This is a genomic window from Mycobacterium sp. E735 (genome assembly GCF_001666955.1).
Lineage (GTDB): Bacteria > Actinomycetota > Actinomycetes > Mycobacteriales > Mycobacteriaceae > Mycobacterium.
The window spans coordinates 1-16100 of the sequence record NZ_LZIX01000241.1 but is presented as its reverse complement, the minus strand read 5'-3'; the positions used below and the strand labels follow the sequence as shown (position 1 = coordinate 16100).

Here is a 16100-nt window from a genome sequence, read left to right as displayed (position 1 = left end):
CTGGCGGCCAGCGCGCCCAGCCCGTCGGCGTCCGCGGATCCGGCGTGTCCCGACGTGGAGGTGGTATTCGTGCGCGGCTCGGGCGGTTTTCGCCCCGGCGACCCGGACGGTCCGAGGGGACGCGGCCGGTGCGGGGGTCGATCGCCGTTCACCCGGTTAACGTACCGGCCGGTGCCTCCCGCGGTTCGATTACGAGCGGGCGCGCAGGCCGTTGATGAAGGGGCAGCCCATCAGCACCCGGATCGCCTGGCTCAGCCCGGTCATGTCGTCCACCGGCTTGTGGAACGGCAGGCGGACATCGTGGTCGCGGTCCGGGCCTTCGACGCGGAACCGCACGCCGTAGCGATCGAGCCCGAGCGGCCGCACCTGCCCGCGGCGCAAGGGCGCGGGCAGCCGGGACACCAGCCGCGCGACCACATCGGAGTGGGCGGTGTCCAGATGCCACAGCAGGTTCGATTCGACCTCGCAGAACGGGTCGGGACTCGCCGCGAGGAGATCTTCCACACTGACGGGCTCGGCGCCGGTGGCGTCGGTGACGACGACGGACGCAACCTCCAGGCGGAACAGCGTGTACCGCGACTCCTGCCCGTCCGACGGCGCACATCGCGGGGTGTCCACCTGAAGCAAGGCGGGGTGCGGCCACTCGGCGGCGATCAGGTCGACCGTCTCCGCGACCTCGGCCCGGTGAAATTCCCGGAGGCGTCCGCGCACCCAAACCAGCGATCGCACCGGTTCGCGCAGCGGCAGCGGCGCGTAATCCGTCAACTCCAGCAGGGCCTGGGCCCCGGCGACGCCGTCGTTCGTTCCGGGCAGGGCCAGCGCGAAGGACCCGTCGGGCAGCAGGTGATGGACCGGCGTCACGACCGGATCCTGGCGCGCCGGCACGGTCTCGAGGGCCAGCAGCGCGCCGCCGGCGCGGACGCACGCGCTGCGGATTCGTTCGGCGGTCGTCGGGGCGGGGCAGGCGGTCAGCGGTAACACCATTCTCCTTAAATTAGGTAAGCCTAAGTTAACTTAGAACGCAGGGCGCCGCAAGGGCGGTTTGGCGGCCCGCGCCGCTAGGGTTGTGGCGTGGTCCGCATCGCTTATCTCGGTCCGGAAGGGACCTTCACCGAGGCGGCGCTGTTGCAGATCACGGCGGCCGGTCTGATTCCCGACCGCCCCGGCGAGGTCCGGCGACTGCCCATCGACAGCACCGCCGCGGCGCTGGACACCGTCCGCGACGGCGGGGCGGAGTACGCCTGCGTCCCGATCGAGAACTCGATCGACGGGTCCGTGACGCCCACCCTCGACAGCCTGGCCATCGGCTCGCCCCTGCAGGTGTTCGCCGAAACCACCCTGGACGTCGCCTTCACCATCGTCATCCAACCGGGACGCACCGCCGCCGATGTGCGCACCCTGGCGGCGTTCTCCGTGGCCGCCGCGCAGGTGCGGCACTGGGTCGCCGCCCACCTGCCCGAGGCCGAGTTGCGGCCCGCCTACTCCAACGCCGACGCGGCGCGGCAGGTGGCCGAAGGCCAGGCCGACGCCGGGGTGACCTCGCCGCTGGCCGCCGCCCACTGGGGGCTGGCCGCATTGGCCGAGGGCGTGGTCGACGAACCCAACGCCCGCACGCGCTTCCTTCTGGTGGGCCTGCCCGGGCCGCCGCCGGCCCGCACCGGTGCCGACCGCACCGCGGTGGTGCTGCGCATCGACAACGCGCCGGGTGCGCTGCTCGGCGCGCTGACCGAATTCGGGATCCGCGGCATCGACCTGACCCGAATCGAATCGCGGCCGACCCGGACCTCGCTGGGCACCTACATGTTCTTCGCCGACTGTGTGGGCCACATCGACGACGACGCCGTCGCCGAGGCACTCAAAGCGCTGCACCGTCGTTGTGCCGATGTGCGGTACCTGGGATCTTGGCCGACCGGCTCGCCCGCCGGGGTGCTGCCGCCGCCGGCCGACGAGGCGGCGCGCTGGCTGGCGCGGCTACGCGAAGGAAAACCCGAAACCGCGGCCGGGGGAATGGAGCTATGACCGGGCGGCTGGTGCTACTGCGACACGGCCAGTCCTACAGCAACGTCGAACGCAGGCTGGACACCCGGCCGCCCGGGGCGGAGCTGACGCCGCTGGGCCGCGACCAGGCCCGTGCCTTCGCGCGCGGTGCGGACCGGCCGGCGTTGCTGGCCCACTCGGTTGCGATCCGCGCGTCGCAGACCGCGGGGGTGATCGGCGGCGAACTCGAGATGGCGCCCATCGAGGTGCCCGGCGTGCACGAGGTCCAGGTGGGTGGCCTGGAAAACCGCAGCGACGACGATGCCGTCGCGGAATTCAACGCGATCTACGAGCGGTGGCATCACGGCGACCTCGACATCCCGCTGCCCGGCGGGGAAACCGGCAACGACGTGTTGGACCGCTACGTGCCGGTGCTCACCGAACTGCGCCTGCGCTACCTCGACGACCGCGACTGGGCCGGCGACATCGTCGTCGTCAGCCATGGCGCGGCGATCCGGCTGGCGGCGGCCGTGCTGGCCGGCGTGGACGCCGGCTTCGCGCTGGACCACCACCTCGACAACGCCGAATCGGTGGTCTTGGCACCCATCACCGACGGCCGGTGGAGCTGCGTGCGCTGGGGGACCCTGACGCCACCGTTCTACCCCGAGGCGGATGCGACCCCCGTCGCCGACGCGGTGCACTCGAGCACCGACCCGATGGGCTGAGGGCCGGTCAGACAGCCAGCGCGACGGCCTCGGAGCATCCGCAGCCGATGGCATCGCAGTCGACGACGAACGCGTGCGGCAACAGCTCGGGGCTGAAGCAATCCGGCTCCGTGCATTCGGAGCGGCGCAGTGAATGGCGAATGATGGTGCCGTGACAGTGATCCAAGCCTGCCCGGCAGTCGCGGCAGTCAGCACTCATAACCCGTTCATAGCACCGGCGGCGGACAAATCCGGGATGCCGCGCCCATAGAACGGGCTCACGTTCGTCAGGCCCAGCCCAATTCCTCCAGCCGCTCGTCGTCGATGCCGAAGTGGTGGGCGATCTCGTGGATCACCGTGATCGCGACCTCCTGGACGACGTCGTCGTCGGATTCGCAGACGTCCAGCAGCGCCTCGCGGTAAATCGTGATGGCGTCGGGCAGGGATCCGGCGTAGTCGGAGTCACGCTCGGTCAGCGCGACCCCTTCGTACAACCCGAGGAGTTCGCCGTCGTCGGGGTGGCGGTCCTCGACCAGCACGACGACGTTGTCCATTGCCGCCGCCAGCTCGGGCGGGATCAGGTCGAGCGCGTCGGCGACCATTTCCTCGAACCGTTGCGGATCCATCCGCACGGGCACTCGGCTAGCCCCCGGCGGGCGGCGCGGCGGGTGCCTCCGGCGGGGGGTTGGCCGGCGGTGGTGACGCCCCAGGCGCCCGAGACCAACTCGCCGGCCCCCCAGGCGCCACCACCCGCGGACGCCGGAGCGCCGCCGCAGGCCCCGCCGCCAGCGGCACGGTGGGGTAGATCAGCGTCAGGGTGGTGGTGCGCAACTTGACCGGCGCCAGATAGGCGTCCGTCATCTTGGTGCACAGGTCCTTGATGTACCCGTCCTGGTCGGCCTCGGCCGGCAGCGCGCCGGGGAACTTCTCGGCCAGGTTGACCGTGCCGGTCACCTCCATCGCGTGCGGTGCCGCACACTCGACCGGAGCGTCGATCGGCTGATTGGTGGTCGGGTCGATGCCCAGGCAGGTGCCCGCCGGCCAGACCTTGGACTGGTCGACTTCGGCCACCTTGCCCTTGTAGGCCTGCTGCTGATTGTTGGGGCCGGGCAGTTGCAGGCCGCACAGCATGCGGCGCTCGCCGGACTGGCGCCAGGCCCGGTCACCGGGCCACAGCAGGCTGACGATGAACTTGCTGTTGGGATCGAACTTGGGGCCCAGGTAGTTCCGGGCGGCGGACTCGCACTGCTCCTGGGTGATCTGCTGGATCCGGGCGGGCGACGGCGGAGCGGCGTTGGGCCCGTATTCGGAACCGGGGAACGTCCGCATGTCGACGGACTCGGCGACTTCGAACTTGTGGTCGTCGGCGCAGCTGACGATCTTCGCCGACTCCGGGGTGGTGTCCGGCCACATCAGGCAATCACCGCTCGCGGCCTTGTTGAAGGCGGCGTCGCTCTTGTTCCCGGTGGTGGGCACCGGGTTGCCGTCGAGATAGCCGGACAATCGGCCGGGACCGGTGCCGCCGACCGGCAGCGCGGTGACAACCCCGGCGATCAGCAGGCCGCCCAGCGCGGTCAAGAGCAGGGCGCGCCGGGTGGCCTGGGCCTGCAGGCTGCGAGGCCACCGGAAGCCCGCCGGGAACCGTTGCGGCCTGGCGGCAGGGGCGTCGGCCTCCGGGGCTTCAGGGAGGTCCGTCTCGGGCGCTTGCGACATCGGCTCCCATTCTGACAGCAGCGCCTGTGCGGTGTGACAATCGTTACTGATGTGAGTCCTGGGGTGGTCATAGGTGGGATGCTCTGCCAGCCGACCGGAGCCGAAAAAGTAGTCTCAGGGCCGTGATCGACCTCAAATTGCTCCGGGAAGACCCTGACGCCGTGCGCCGCTCCCAACTCGACCGCGGCGAGGACCCGGCGCTGGTCGACGCCCTGCTGGCGGCCGACGCCGCCCGCCGGACCGCGATCTCGTCGGCCGATGCGCTGCGGGCGGAACAGAAGTCTGCCAGCAAGAGCGTGGGCGCGGCGTCCCCCGAGGAGCGGCCGGCCAGGTTGGCGCGCGCCAAGGAATTGGCCGAGCAGGTCAAGGCCGCCGAGACCGAGCAGGCCGAGGCCGAGGCGGCGTTCACCGCGGCGCACATGGCGATCTCCAACGTCGTGATCGAGGGGGTGCCCGCCGGCGGGGAAGACGACTACCGGGTCCTGGACCTGGTCGGCGAACCGGCTGCGCTCGAGAACCCGAAGGACCACCTGGAGCTTGGCGAGTCGCTGGGCCTCATCGACATGCAGCGCGGCGCGAAGGTGTCCGGCTCGCGCTTCTACTTTCTGACCGGGCGCGGCGCGCTGCTGCAGCTCGGGCTGCTGCAGCTGGCCCTGGGCCTGGCCGTCGAGAACGGCTTCATCCCGATGATCCCGCCGGTGCTGGTGCGCCCCGAGGTGATGGCCGGAACCGGATTCCTCGGCGCGCACGCCGACGAGATCTATCGGGTCGAAGCCGACGATCTCTATTTGGTCGGCACCTCCGAGGTGCCGCTGGCCGGCTATCACGCCGACGAGATCCTGGACCTGTCCGGCGGGCCCCTGCGGTACGCGGGCTGGTCGTCGTGTTTCCGCCGTGAGGCCGGCAGCTATGGCAAAGACACCCGCGGCATCATCCGGGTGCACCAGTTCGACAAGGTCGAGGGGTTCGTCTACTGCATGCCGGGCGACGCGGAGGCCGAACACCAGCGGCTGCTGGGCTGGCAGCGCGAGATGCTCGCCCGCATCGAGGTGCCGTATCGCGTAATCGACGTCGCCGCGGGTGATCTCGGGTCGTCGGCCGCTCGCAAATTCGACTGCGAGGCATGGGTTCCCACGCAGGGCGCCTACCGGGAACTGACGTCGACGTCGAACTGCACCACGTTTCAGGCGCGCCGCCTTTCCACGCGCTATCGCGACGACAACGGCAAGCCGCAGACCGCCGCCACGCTCAACGGCACGCTGGGCACCACCCGGTGGCTGGTGGCGATCCTGGAGAACCACCAGCGGCCCGACGGCAGCGTGCGGGTGCCCGACGCGCTGGTGCCCTTCGTGGGCACCGAGCTGCTCGAGCCCACCGGTTAACGGGTGCTGCGGTTCGCCACCATTTGCTAGGGCGCCTTCGCGATCGCCCGGCCCGGCGTGTGTCCGAAGGCCCGCCGGTAGGTGTCGATGAAGGCACTCGCTGTGGCCCAACCACATTCGGATGCCACCGATGTGACGTCACGGCGCTCGGCGAGCAACACCAGGGCGCGCTGCAGGCGGAGCTGGGTGCGCCATTGCAGGAAGGTCATCGAAAGCTCGTCGCGGAACAGGCGGCTCAGGGTGCGTTGGCTGATTCCGATCCGCCGGGCGAGCTGTTGCAACGTCAACGGCGCGGATAGGTTGGCGGCGATCAACGCGCACGCCTCGCGGAGCCGGGCGTCGACCGGTGTCGGAATCCACAGCGGCTCACCGGGACCGGCCGCCTGCACCTGGTCATGCAGCACCCCCAACATTCGATGGTGCTCGCCGGTGTCGGTTCCGGCGGCCCGTGAACACGCGATGATGAGTTCGCGCATCAAGGGGTTGACCGCCAGCACCGCCGGCCCCGCGGGACCACGACGGTAGCGGCGTGGGTCCAGCGCCACACCGTGAAATTGCGTGTGGTCGTGGAACGTATGTTCATGCCAGCAGCCCGCCGGTATCCAGATCGCCCGATTCGCCGGCGTGATCCAGGTGCCCGCCGGGGTGGTGACCGAGACCGCGCCCGAGGACGGGTAGACGATCTGGTGCAGGGGGTGTCGGTGCCGCTCGATGCGGGTCCCCGGCGCCAGCGCCTGCGACGAGGTCGCGGGCCCGTGGTGGCCGATTTCCGACATAACACGGCAGAATATCGGAAGCACGCAGTGTGTGCGACCGCCTAGCGTGGCCGTCATGGCGATGAATCTCTTGCACCGGCGGCGCTGCAGCTCGGTGGGCTGGGAGAAGGCGGTGGCCGATCAGCTGCTGCCGTGGGCGTTGGACGGCGTCGAATTGGGCTCTCGCACTTTGGAAATCGGCCCGGGATACGGCGCGACGACGCTCGCCCTGCTGGATAGGGCGAATTCGCTCACCGCCATCGAGGTCGATGCCGCAATGGCCGAGCGTTTGCAGCGCCGCTACGGCGACCGAGCCCGCATCATCCACGGCGACGGCACCGCCACCGGGCTTCCCGCCGACCACTTCAGCTCGGTGGTGTGCTTCACGATGCTGCACCACGTTCCCGGCATCGAATTGCAGGACCGGCTTTTCGCCGAAGCCTTCCGGGTGCTGCAGCCGGGCGGGACCTTCGCCGGTAGCGACGGCGTCCCGTCCCTGACCTTCCGGCTGCTCCACGTCGCCGACACCTACAACCCGATCGCGCCGAAGGATCTGCGCGCGCGGCTGCTCAAGGCGGGCTTCGCGGACGTGCAGGTCGACCCGTCGGGGCGGCGGCAACGGTGGCGCGCCAGCAAACCGACCTGAGCGCGGACTGCCGCTCGGGGACCGATCAGTCACCGATGCTGGCGAAGGTGGGGCTGCCCGGCTCGAGCGGCACCCGGGCGGCACGCGCGGTGAAGCTGATCGCGTGGTACCACCCGCACAGCATCGTGAGGTCGAGAATCTCGCACTCGTCGAACTCGCCGCGCAGCGCCGTCCACAGGGCGTCGTCGATGTCGCGACGGTCGCAGAGCGAGTCCACGGCCCGCACGAGAAGGCGATCTCGTTCGGCCGTCCAGCACGAATCGTCGGCGCCGCCCTGGGTCAAAGAGCGGACCTGCTCGCGATCGAGGCGCGCCTTCTCTGCGAAAAACGCGACGTGCACGCCCCATTCGTACTCACAGCCGCAGCGAGCGCAGGTGCGGTCGATCACGATTTCACGATCACGAAGGGACAGCGACAACGCGCGGCTGAGTTCGTAACCGCCCCAGAGCGTCATTGCCTCTGCCATGGGCATGTTGTGCACCAGGGTGCGAAACAGGGCGATCGGCGGCACGTTCGGCGGCATCATCTTCTGAAGTTGTGCCGCCACTGCGTCCTCGTACGGCGGGTCGAGGACACCGATGCGAGGCGTTACTATTTCCGTAACCATGGACAAGAAAGCTACGTTACGGAATCCGAAACGTCAATCGGTGGCTCGGCCGGGGCGGCCGGTGCGGGGGTCGACAACCGGGCGCCCGCTCATGGCGGCCCTGGATCTCCTGGGGCGGCGCTGGTCGTTGCGGATCCTGTGGGAGCTTCGCGACGGTCCGCTGGGAGCGCGGGCTTTGCGGGAGCGCTGCGACGGCATGTCCCCCAGCGTTTTGTATGACCGGCTCGGCGAACTGACGGACGCGGGCCTGGTGGTCCAGCGCGCCGACCAGTGTTACGAGCTCGGCGAGGCCGGCCTGTCGCTGGGCGAGGCCCTCGATCCGCTGGACCGGTGGGCCCGCCGCTGGGCGGAGGGGACCTAGGCGTCCACCGTCTCGCGGGCCTGCTCGTGCCGGCGCTGCCGCTCCATGGTGGCGAAGTAGAAGGCGAACGCGAACGCAAAGCTGGTGAACAGGCTGGAGACGAAGTACAGCCACGGGTGCTTGAACCCACGGCGATAGCCGTCCACGATCGTAAACAGCGGCAGCAGAACCACATTCGCGATCGTGTAGTCCTGGCTGGCGGAGGACGCGGCCGGGTTGGTGAACATCAGCCTGATGTACTCGGCCCAGCTGCCGTGCTCGCCCCACAGCGGGTTGGTGGACCCGTGCGAATACTGCGAGACGTAGGTGATGTTGAAGTACCAGCCCAGCGCGACCGACGCGATCCCGACCAGGTAGTAGACGCACTCCAGCGGGGAGAACAACGGACCCCCGGCCGGCCGGGCGAAGACCTTCGAGTTCGCGGCGACGATCCAGCCGATGACAGTGAGCCCGAGAACTGCATGCACAAGAAGCGAGACCATGGCCGCAGTCTCACCCGGCACCCAAAGTTTTGTCAATACTGACAAAAGGCGGTTTGGGGTAACTTACTTGCATGGTCAGGCCGGCACAGACGGCGCGCAGCGAACGCACTCGTGAGGCGTTGCGCCAGGCCGCCATGGTGCGCTTCCTGGCGCAGGGGGTCGAGGACACGTCGGCCGAACAGATCGCGGCCGACGCCGGAGTCTCCCTGCGCACCTTCTATCGGCACTTCAGCTCCAAGCACGATCTGCTGTTTGCCGACTACACCGGGCTGAACTGGTTTCGCGCGGCGCTGGACGCCAGACCCGCTGACGAACCGCTCATCGATTCCGTTCAGTCGGCTATCTTCGCGTTTCCCTATGACGTTGAGGCCGTGGCGAAGATCGCCGCGATGCGAGGCGGGGAGCTCGACCAGGACCGCATCCATCGCCACATTCGCGACGTCCAGGCCGACCTCGCCGACGCCATCGAGGCGCAACTGGATCGGCGTAGCTGCACGGCCCCGCGCAAGCCCGATGCGCGGCTGCGCATCACCGTGACGGCCCGCTGCATCGCCGCCGCGGTGTTCGGTGCGATGGAGGCCTGGATGGTTGGCGAGGAGCGGTCGCTCGGAGAGCTGGCGCGGATGTCGCACGTCGCGCTGGAATCGCTGAGGGAGGGTATCTCCGGTACCTGGGTCAGCACAGTTTCGTCATAATTGACAAAACTTTGACCGCATGCCAGCCTGCTGTGCGGGAGGTCAGGACATGTCTGATTACGACGCGATAGTTATCGGTGCCGGGCACAACGGCCTGGCGGCCGCGGTGCTGCTGCAGAAGGCGGGATTGCGCACGGTGTGCCTGGATTCCAAGCTGTACGCCGGTGGCATGGCGTCCACGGTGGAGCTCTTCGACGGGTACCGCTTCGAGATCGCCGGCTCGGTCCAGTTCCCCACCTCGACGGTGGTCGTCGAGGAGCTCGGCCTGGACACCCTGCCGACGATCGACCTCGACGTGATGTCGGTGGCGGTGCGCGGCGTCGGGGACGACCCGCTGATCCAGTACAGCGACCCGATCAAGTTGTTCACCCACCTCAACGAGGTGCACGGGGCGGACGCCGTCAACGGGATGGCGGGGATGATGGCCTGGGCTCAGGCCCCCACGCGGGCGCTGGGCAGGTTCGAGGCGGGAACCGAGCCCAAGACGTTCGACGAGATGTATGCCTGCGCCACAAACGAATTCGAGCGCTCAGCCATCGATGACATGCTCTTCGGTTCGGTCACCGACGTGCTGGACCGTTACCTTCCCGACCGCGAAAAGCACGGCGCGCTGCGCGGATCGATGACCGTGCTGGCCGTCAACACCTTGTATCGCGGGCCGGCCACCCCGGGCAGCGCGGCCGCGCTCGCCTTCGGCTTGGGTGTCCCGGACGGCGACACCATGCAGATGAAGAAACTGCGCGGCGGTATCGGGGCGCTCACCTCGCACCTGGGCGAGCTGCTGGAAAGCCACGGCGGGGAAGTCCGGCTGCGCTCCAAGGTGACCGAGATCCTGGTCGCCGACGGGCGGGTGCGCGGGGTGCGCACCGAGGCCGGCGAGGAGTTGACCGCCCCGATTGTCGTCTCCGGCATCGCGCCCGACGTCACCGTCAACGACCTGATCGACCCGGCCCTGCTGCCCGCCGACATTCGGGAGCGATTTGCCCGGACCGACCATCGGGGCAGCTACCTGCAGATGCACTTCGCGCTGGAGGAGGCGCCGGAGTTCGCCGCGCCCTACGAGGCGCTCAACGACCCGGCGATGCAGGCATCCATCGGCCTGTTCTGCACGCCGGAGGAGGTTCAGCAGCAGTGGGAGGACTGCCGCCGCGGAATCGTGCCGGCCGACCCCACCGTGGTGTTGCAGATTCCGACGCAGAACGACCCGGACCTGGCCCCCGAGGGCAAGCACGCCGCCTCGGCGTTCGCGCTGTGGTTCCCGATCGAGGGTGGCGCCGACTATGGCGACGCGAAGGTCGAGATGGGCCAGCGCGTGATCGACAAGATCACCCGATTGGCGCCGAACTTCGAGCGCAGCATCATCCGGCACACCACCTTCACCCCCAAGCACATGGGCGTGATGTTCGGCGCCCCGGGAGGCGATTACTGCCATGGACTGCTGAGCTCGGATCAGATCGGGCCGAACCGCCCCGGCCCCAAGGGCTTTCGCGGTCAGCCGATCCCCATCGAAGGGCTGTACCTGGGCAGCGCCGGCTGCCACGGGGGGCCGGGCATCACCTTCACGCCCGGCTACAACGCGGCGCGCCGGGCGCTCGAAGAGCGCACGGCCTGACCTTCGGGACGCCGGCCGGGCGGCACGTCGTTCCGAGCGGCGCACGGCAGCGGGGGCTACGCTACCGGGGAACCTCGGCACCACCGGTGTTTGGCGGATCCCCCGGGTGAGCAGTCACTGCCTTCTCCACGCACCGCCGTCGGTGCTACGTACGGGAGGCAGCGGTGCGGATCGGGCCATTGGAAGTCTCAACGGTCAAGGAATGGGCGCCCGCGCCCGGCGCATTGTTCGCGTGGCACCCGTCACCGTCTGCCCGCACCAAGGCCCTCGCGGCGCCGGTCAGCCCGGTGCCCCCCAGCTACGTCCAGGCCCGGCACCTTCGCAGCCTGCGCGAACAGGCCGCCCGCGGCCTGGATCACTCCCGGTTGCTGATCGCTTCGGTCGAGGTGTCGGGCCGCTGCGACCTGCGCGCCATGACCTACGTCATCAATGCGCACCTGCGCCGGCACGACACCTACCGCAGCTGGTTCGAGTACTTCGACGCCGACCACATCGTTCGGCACACCATCGCCGACCCGGTCGACATCGAGCTGGTGCTCACCGAACACGGCGACCTGACCAGCGCCCAGCTGCAGGACCATGTCGTGGCCACCCCCGACTCGCTGCAGTGGGATTGCTTCGGCTTCGGGGTGATTCAGCGCCCCGACCGCTTCACCTTCTACGCCAGCATCGACCACCTGCACGCCGACGGCCAATTCGTCGGAATGGGACTCATGGAATTCCAGACGATGTACGCGGAGCTCACCGGGGGCAACCCGCCGGTCGAACTTCCGCCGGCCGGCAGCTACGCCGACCACTGCGTCCGGCAGCGGGAGTACACCTCGGCGCTGACCGCCGGCTCCGCGGAGGTGCGCGCCTGGGTCGACTTCGCCGAACGCAACGACGGGACGTTCCCGGCGTTCCCGCTCCCCCTCGGCGATCAATCCGTGCCCTATGAAGGCGACTTAGGGGGCCTGACACTGCTGGATGAGGGACAAACCCATCGATTCGAGACCGCCTGCGTCGGTGCGGGCGCCCGTTTCGTCGGGGGGATGTTCGCGTGCCTCGCCCTGGCGAGTCACGAATTGACCAGCGCCGAAACCTATTTCGGCATCACCCCGAAGGACACGCGCAGCACGCAGGACGACTTCACGACGCAGGGCTGGTTCACCGGCCAGATCCCGATCGCCGTGCCCGTCGCCGGGCTGTCCTTCAACGACATCGCCCGGAGCGCGCAGGAGTCCTTCGACGCGGGGGCGGACCTCGCGCGGGTGCCCTTCGAGCGCGTCGTCGAACTGGTGCCGTCACTGCGCAGGCCGCCGCCGCTGTTCAACCTGGTGAATTTCTTTGACGCGCAAGCCAATCCGCTGTCGATGATGACAAAATTCTTCGAGGGACTGACCGTGGGTGCACACAGCGACGGCAGGGTCACCTACCCGTTGAGCACCATGGTGGGGCGGTTCGACGAGACCGCAGCCAGCGTGTTGTTCCCCGACCACCCGGTGGCCCGAAATTCCGTGACCCGATACCTCGATGCCCTAAAATCCGTGTGCGTCCGCATCGCCGACGGCGGGGCGGCCGAGCGTGCACGTAACGCTGCCCACCGGTATCGGCAGGCCGCGTACTAACGCCGGAAAGAATGCGGTTCTCGAATGTCACTAGCGAAGGCCGGCCGGGACGACTCCCCGGGCATCTTCCCCCGGCTCGGACGCCTGATAGTGCGCCGGCCGTGGCTGGTGATCGGCGTCTGGATCGCGATCGCGGGCGTCCTATCGCTGACCGCGCCGTCGCTGGAACAGATCTCTCAGCAACACCCGGTGGCCATCCTGCCCTCGGACGCCCCGGTGTTGGCCGCAACCCGAAACATGAACGCCGCGTTCGGGGAAGCCGGGTTGCAGAGCATCGCGGTGGTGGTGCTCAGCGACGGTAAGGGGCTGACCCCCGCCGACGAAGGCACCTACCGGAACCTCGTCGAGGCCCTCCGCCGGGACAGCCGAGACGTCGCGATGGTGCAGGATTTTCTGACCACCCCGCCGCTGCGTGAGCTGATGACCAGTAAGGACCACCAGGCGTGGATGCTGCCCGTCGGCCTGCCCGGCGACCTCGGCTCGCCGCAATCCAAACAGGCGTACGCGCGGGTGGCCGACACCGTGAAGCAGACCGTGGCGGGATCCACGCTGAGGGCCAACCTGACCGGGCCCGCGTCGACGGTCGCCGACCTGAACCTCACCGGCCAGCGCGACCGCGCGCGAATCGAATTAGCGATCGTCGTGCTGTTGTTCGTCATTCTGCTGGTGATCTACCGGAACCCGGTCACCATGGTGCTGCCGCTGTTGACGATCGGGACGTCCGCGGTGGTGGCCCAGCGGCTGGTGGCCGTCGTCGGATCGGCGGGCCTGGGCATCGCCAACCAGACCGTCATCTTCATGAGCGGGATGATGGTCGGCGCCGGAACCGATTACGCGGTGTTCCTGATCAGCCGATATCACGACTACGTGCGTCAGGGCGTGGCTTCGGATGAGGCGGTGGTCAAGGCGCTGGCGTCCATCGGCAAAGTGATCGCGGCGTCGGCCGCCACCGTCGCGATCACCTTCCTCGGGATGGTCTTCACCCGGTTGGGAATCTTGCGGACGGTCGGGCCGGTGCTCGGCATCTCGGTGGCCGTCGTGTTCTTTGCGGCGATCACCCTGCTGCCGGCCCTGCTGGTGCTCGCCGGGCGCCGCGGCTGGATCGCGCCGCGCAGCGACCTCAGCCGGCGCTTCTGGCGGCGTTCGGGCATCAACATCGTGCGCCGGCCCAAGACCCACCTGCTGGCCAGCGCGCTGGTGCTGGTGATCCTGGCCGGGTGCGCGGGTCTGGCCCGCTACAACTACGACGACCGCAAGGCCCTGCCCGGCACCGTCGAAAGCTCGATCGGATACGCCGCGCTGGACAAGCACTTCTCGACCAACCTGATCATCCCCGAGTACCTGTTCATCTCCTCGCCGCAGGATCTGAGGACGGCGAGGGCCCTCGCCGACCTCGAACAGATGGCACAGCGAGTCAGCCAGGTGCCGGGTGTCGCGATGGTCCGGGGCATCACCCGGCCCACCGGGCAGTCCCTGGAGCAGGCCAAGACCTCATGGCAGGCCGGTGAAGTCGGCGACAAACTGGACGCGGGCTCCAAGCAAATCGTCGACCACACCGGTGATCTCGACCGGTTGGCGGGCGGCGCCAACACGATGGCGGGCAAGCTCGGCGACGTGCGCACCCAGGTGAATCAGGCGGTGTCCGCCGTCGGGGGCCTGGTCGACGCGCTGGCGACGCTGCAGAACGTCTTCGGCGGGAACCGGGCGCTGGCCGAACTCGAGGGCGCCGAACGGCTCGTCAACGGGATGCGTTCGCTCGGCGACGCCATCGGCGCCAACGCCAATTTCGTTGCGAACAACTCCGATTGGGCCAACCCAGTGCTGGGTGCACTGGACAACAGCCCGATGTGCAGCGCCGAGCCCGCCTGCGTGAACGCGCGCGAGGAACTGCAGCGGTTGGTGACCGCGCGCGACGACGGGACGCTGGGCAAGATATCGGAGTTGGCGCGCCAACTGCGGGCGACCGAGGCCGTACACACCCTCGCGGCAACGGTTTCCGGGTTGCGCCGGGCGCTGTCCACCGTCATCGGTGCGATGGGCTCCCTGGGGATGGGCAGCCCGGGCGGCATGCGGGCGAAGATCACCTTCCTGCAGCAGGGGACCAACACGCTGGCGGACGGCAGCAGGCAATTGGCCGACGGAGTGCAGCAACTGGTCGATCAGGTCAAGAAGATGGGTTTCGGGCTGGGGGAGGCGTCCGCGTTCCTGCTGTCGATGAAGAAGGAAGCCACGACGCCGGCGATGGCGGGCTTCTACATTCCCGCACAAGCCTTGTCGTACGCCACCGGTGAGGGCGGGAAGCCGGCCGAGTTGCCGGGCGGGGTGCAGGACCTGATGGGCGGAATGACGGCCGATCAGTTGAAACGACTTGCCGGCGCGTTCGTTTCACCCGACGGACACGCGATGCGGTACCTGATCCAGACCGATCTCGATCCGTTCAGCACCGCGGCGATGGATCAGGTCAACGCGATCGGGGCGGCTGCGCAGGGCGCCCAGCCGAACACCACGCTGGCCGACGCCAAGGTCTCGGTGGTGGGGCTGCCGGTGGTGCTCAAGGAGACGCGCGACTACTCCGATCACGATCTGCGGTTCATCATCGCGATGACGATCTGCGTGGTGCTGCTCATTCTCATTGCATTGCTGCGGGCGGTCGTTGCGCCGTTGTACCTGATCGGCACGGTGATCGTGTCGTACATGTCGGCCCTCGGCATCGGCGTCATCGTGTTCCAGTTCCTACTCGGCGCGCAAATGCATTGGAGCGTCCCGGGATTGACCTTCGTCATCTTGGTCGCGGTGGGCGCTGACTACAACATGCTGCTCATTTCCCGGCTACGGGACGAGTCGGCGTCGGGAATCCGAACCGGTGTCGTCCGAACCGTCTCCTCGACGGGCGGGGTGATCACCGCGGCGGGCCTGATCATGGCAGCGTCGATGTACGGCCTGGTATTCGCCAGCCTGTCGACGGTGATTCAGGCCGGCTTCGTCCTGGGGACGGGCCTGCTGCTGGATACGTTCCTGCTGCGGACGGTGACGGTGCCCGCCATCGCCGTGCTGGTCGGGCGGGCGAACTGGTGGTGGCCGTCGGGCTGGGCGTCCTTGAGCCGGCCGCTGGGGCGCCGTCGCCCGGTCGGACGTAAGCCGCTGCTGCCCGAAGAAGAGAAGTCACCGGCGCCGATAGCCGAACAGCTGATTGGCTTTTCGCCCCGCGACGGGCTGCGGCTCTAGCGGTTACTTCTTGGCTTTGACGACCGCGCGGACGACCTTGCGCACCACGCCGCCTTTGCCGAGCCCGGGACCCGGGGTGAGGATCCGGGCCAGGTTGGCGACGGCCAGGGAGTTGGTGGCCAGGTTGATCCCGGCGCGGGCGCCGCGGATGGGCCAGGAGACCGCAGAGAAAATCGTCGGGATGTGGGTGATGCCGTTGATGATCTGGACCGGGTTGTGCGCCGGGCCCGGGTCGTAGGCGCGGTCCACCATCGGGCGCAGCACCGCGTCGATCGGCCCCACCGCCTCGGGGGGCATCCCCGCCCCGTCGACCAGCGCCCGGGCCAGCGGCAGC

14 protein-coding genes and 3 pseudogenes are annotated in these 16100 nt (G+C 68.8%); 9 read left to right on the top strand and 8 right to left on the bottom strand.

What is annotated here, in order from left to right:
- Positions 1-189 precede the first annotated feature (189 nt).
- Complete coding sequence (locus tag A5704_RS19475) at positions 190-984, bottom strand: DUF2470 domain-containing protein (protein ID WP_067781945.1); 795 nt, start codon at positions 982-984, stop codon at positions 190-192.
- An 87-nt stretch (positions 985-1071) separates the two neighbouring features.
- On the opposite strand from A5704_RS19475, the gene pheA reads away from it, so the two are divergent.
- Together pheA and A5704_RS19465 are read left to right on the top strand one after the other, a co-directional pair.
- Positions 1072-2019, top strand: a complete 948-nt coding sequence (gene pheA / locus A5704_RS19470) for a prephenate dehydratase (protein ID WP_067755357.1) — start codon at positions 1072-1074, stop codon at positions 2017-2019.
- The gene (locus tag A5704_RS19465) at positions 2016-2702 is read left to right on the top strand and encodes a histidine phosphatase family protein (protein ID WP_067755364.1); all 687 of its coding nucleotides are present in this window, start codon (positions 2016-2018) and stop codon (positions 2700-2702) included. Before pheA ends, A5704_RS19465 begins: the two co-directional genes overlap by 4 nt.
- A 7-nt stretch (positions 2703-2709) precedes the next feature.
- Here the strand turns inward: A5704_RS19465 and A5704_RS19460 are convergent, their stop codons facing one another.
- From A5704_RS19460 to A5704_RS19450, 3 genes and pseudogenes are all read right to left on the bottom strand, one after another.
- Positions 2710-2901 carry a hypothetical protein gene (locus A5704_RS19460; protein WP_067755368.1) on the bottom strand — a complete coding sequence of 64 codons (192 nt, stop codon included), beginning with the start codon at positions 2899-2901 and terminating at the stop codon, positions 2710-2712.
- Positions 2898-3319: pseudogene (locus A5704_RS19455) on the bottom strand (metallopeptidase family protein). Before A5704_RS19455 ends, A5704_RS19460 begins: the two are co-directional and overlap by 4 nt.
- A 138-nt stretch (positions 3320-3457) precedes the next feature.
- Positions 3458-4394 (bottom strand): annotated as a pseudogene (locus A5704_RS19450) (septum formation family protein); the annotation flags it as partial.
- A 122-nt stretch (positions 4395-4516) separates the two neighbouring features.
- Here A5704_RS19450 and serS point away from each other — a divergent pair.
- Complete coding sequence (gene serS / locus A5704_RS19445; RefSeq protein WP_067779951.1) at positions 4517-5776, top strand: serine--tRNA ligase; 1260 nt, start codon at positions 4517-4519, stop codon at positions 5774-5776.
- A 26-nt stretch (positions 5777-5802) separates the two neighbouring features.
- Here serS and A5704_RS19440 read toward each other — a convergent pair whose 3' ends face one another.
- Positions 5803-6552 carry a helix-turn-helix domain-containing protein gene (locus tag A5704_RS19440; protein ID WP_067890556.1) on the bottom strand — a complete coding sequence of 250 codons (750 nt, stop codon included), beginning with the start codon at positions 6550-6552 and terminating at the stop codon, positions 5803-5805.
- 55 nt (positions 6553-6607) lie between these two features.
- On the opposite strand from A5704_RS19440, the gene A5704_RS19435 reads away from it, so the two are divergent.
- Positions 6608-7177 carry a class I SAM-dependent methyltransferase gene (locus A5704_RS19435; RefSeq protein WP_067779960.1) on the top strand — a complete coding sequence of 190 codons (570 nt, stop codon included), beginning with the start codon at positions 6608-6610 and terminating at the stop codon, positions 7175-7177.
- Between the two features lie 25 nt (positions 7178-7202).
- Here A5704_RS19435 and A5704_RS19430 read toward each other — a convergent pair whose 3' ends face one another.
- Positions 7203-7688: a carboxymuconolactone decarboxylase family protein gene (locus A5704_RS19430; RefSeq protein ID WP_197508511.1), complete on the bottom strand. Its 486-nt coding sequence runs from the start codon at positions 7686-7688 to the stop codon at positions 7203-7205.
- 187 nt (positions 7689-7875) lie between these two features.
- Between A5704_RS19430 and A5704_RS19425 the strand changes: the two genes are divergently transcribed.
- Positions 7876-8145 (top strand): helix-turn-helix domain-containing protein, encoded by a 270-nt coding sequence (locus A5704_RS19425; RefSeq protein WP_067760272.1) that lies wholly within the window; start codon positions 7876-7878, stop codon positions 8143-8145.
- Here the strand turns inward: A5704_RS19425 and A5704_RS19420 are convergent.
- Complete coding sequence (locus A5704_RS19420; RefSeq protein WP_067779945.1) at positions 8142-8627, bottom strand: DUF2834 domain-containing protein; 486 nt, start codon at positions 8625-8627, stop codon at positions 8142-8144. The genes A5704_RS19425 and A5704_RS19420 overlap by 4 nt on opposite strands.
- A 71-nt stretch (positions 8628-8698) precedes the next feature.
- Here A5704_RS19420 and A5704_RS19415 point away from each other — a divergent pair, with 71 nt between their 5' ends.
- The 4 genes from A5704_RS19415 to A5704_RS19400 all read left to right on the top strand — a co-directional run bounded on the left by A5704_RS19415 (position 8699) and on the right by A5704_RS19400 (position 15766).
- Positions 8699-9322, top strand: a complete 624-nt coding sequence (locus tag A5704_RS19415; RefSeq protein WP_067890550.1) for a TetR/AcrR family transcriptional regulator — start codon at positions 8699-8701, stop codon at positions 9320-9322.
- Between the two features lie 49 nt (positions 9323-9371).
- Positions 9372-10934, top strand: coding sequence for an NAD(P)/FAD-dependent oxidoreductase (locus A5704_RS19410; RefSeq protein ID WP_067779942.1), 1563 nt, complete (start codon positions 9372-9374; stop codon positions 10932-10934).
- A 164-nt stretch (positions 10935-11098) separates the two neighbouring features.
- A complete protein-coding gene (locus tag A5704_RS19405; protein WP_067890546.1) occupies positions 11099-12541 on the top strand; it encodes a condensation domain-containing protein in 1443 nt (480 codons plus the stop codon).
- A 24-nt stretch (positions 12542-12565) separates the two neighbouring features.
- On the top strand, positions 12566-15766 hold the full coding sequence (locus tag A5704_RS19400) for an RND family transporter (RefSeq protein ID WP_082954908.1): 3201 nt from the start codon (positions 12566-12568) through the stop codon (positions 15764-15766).
- A gap of 3 nt (positions 15767-15769) precedes the next feature.
- Here the strand turns inward: A5704_RS19400 and A5704_RS28875 are convergent.
- Positions 15770-16100, bottom strand: a pseudogene (locus tag A5704_RS28875) (PE-PPE domain-containing protein); the annotation flags it as partial.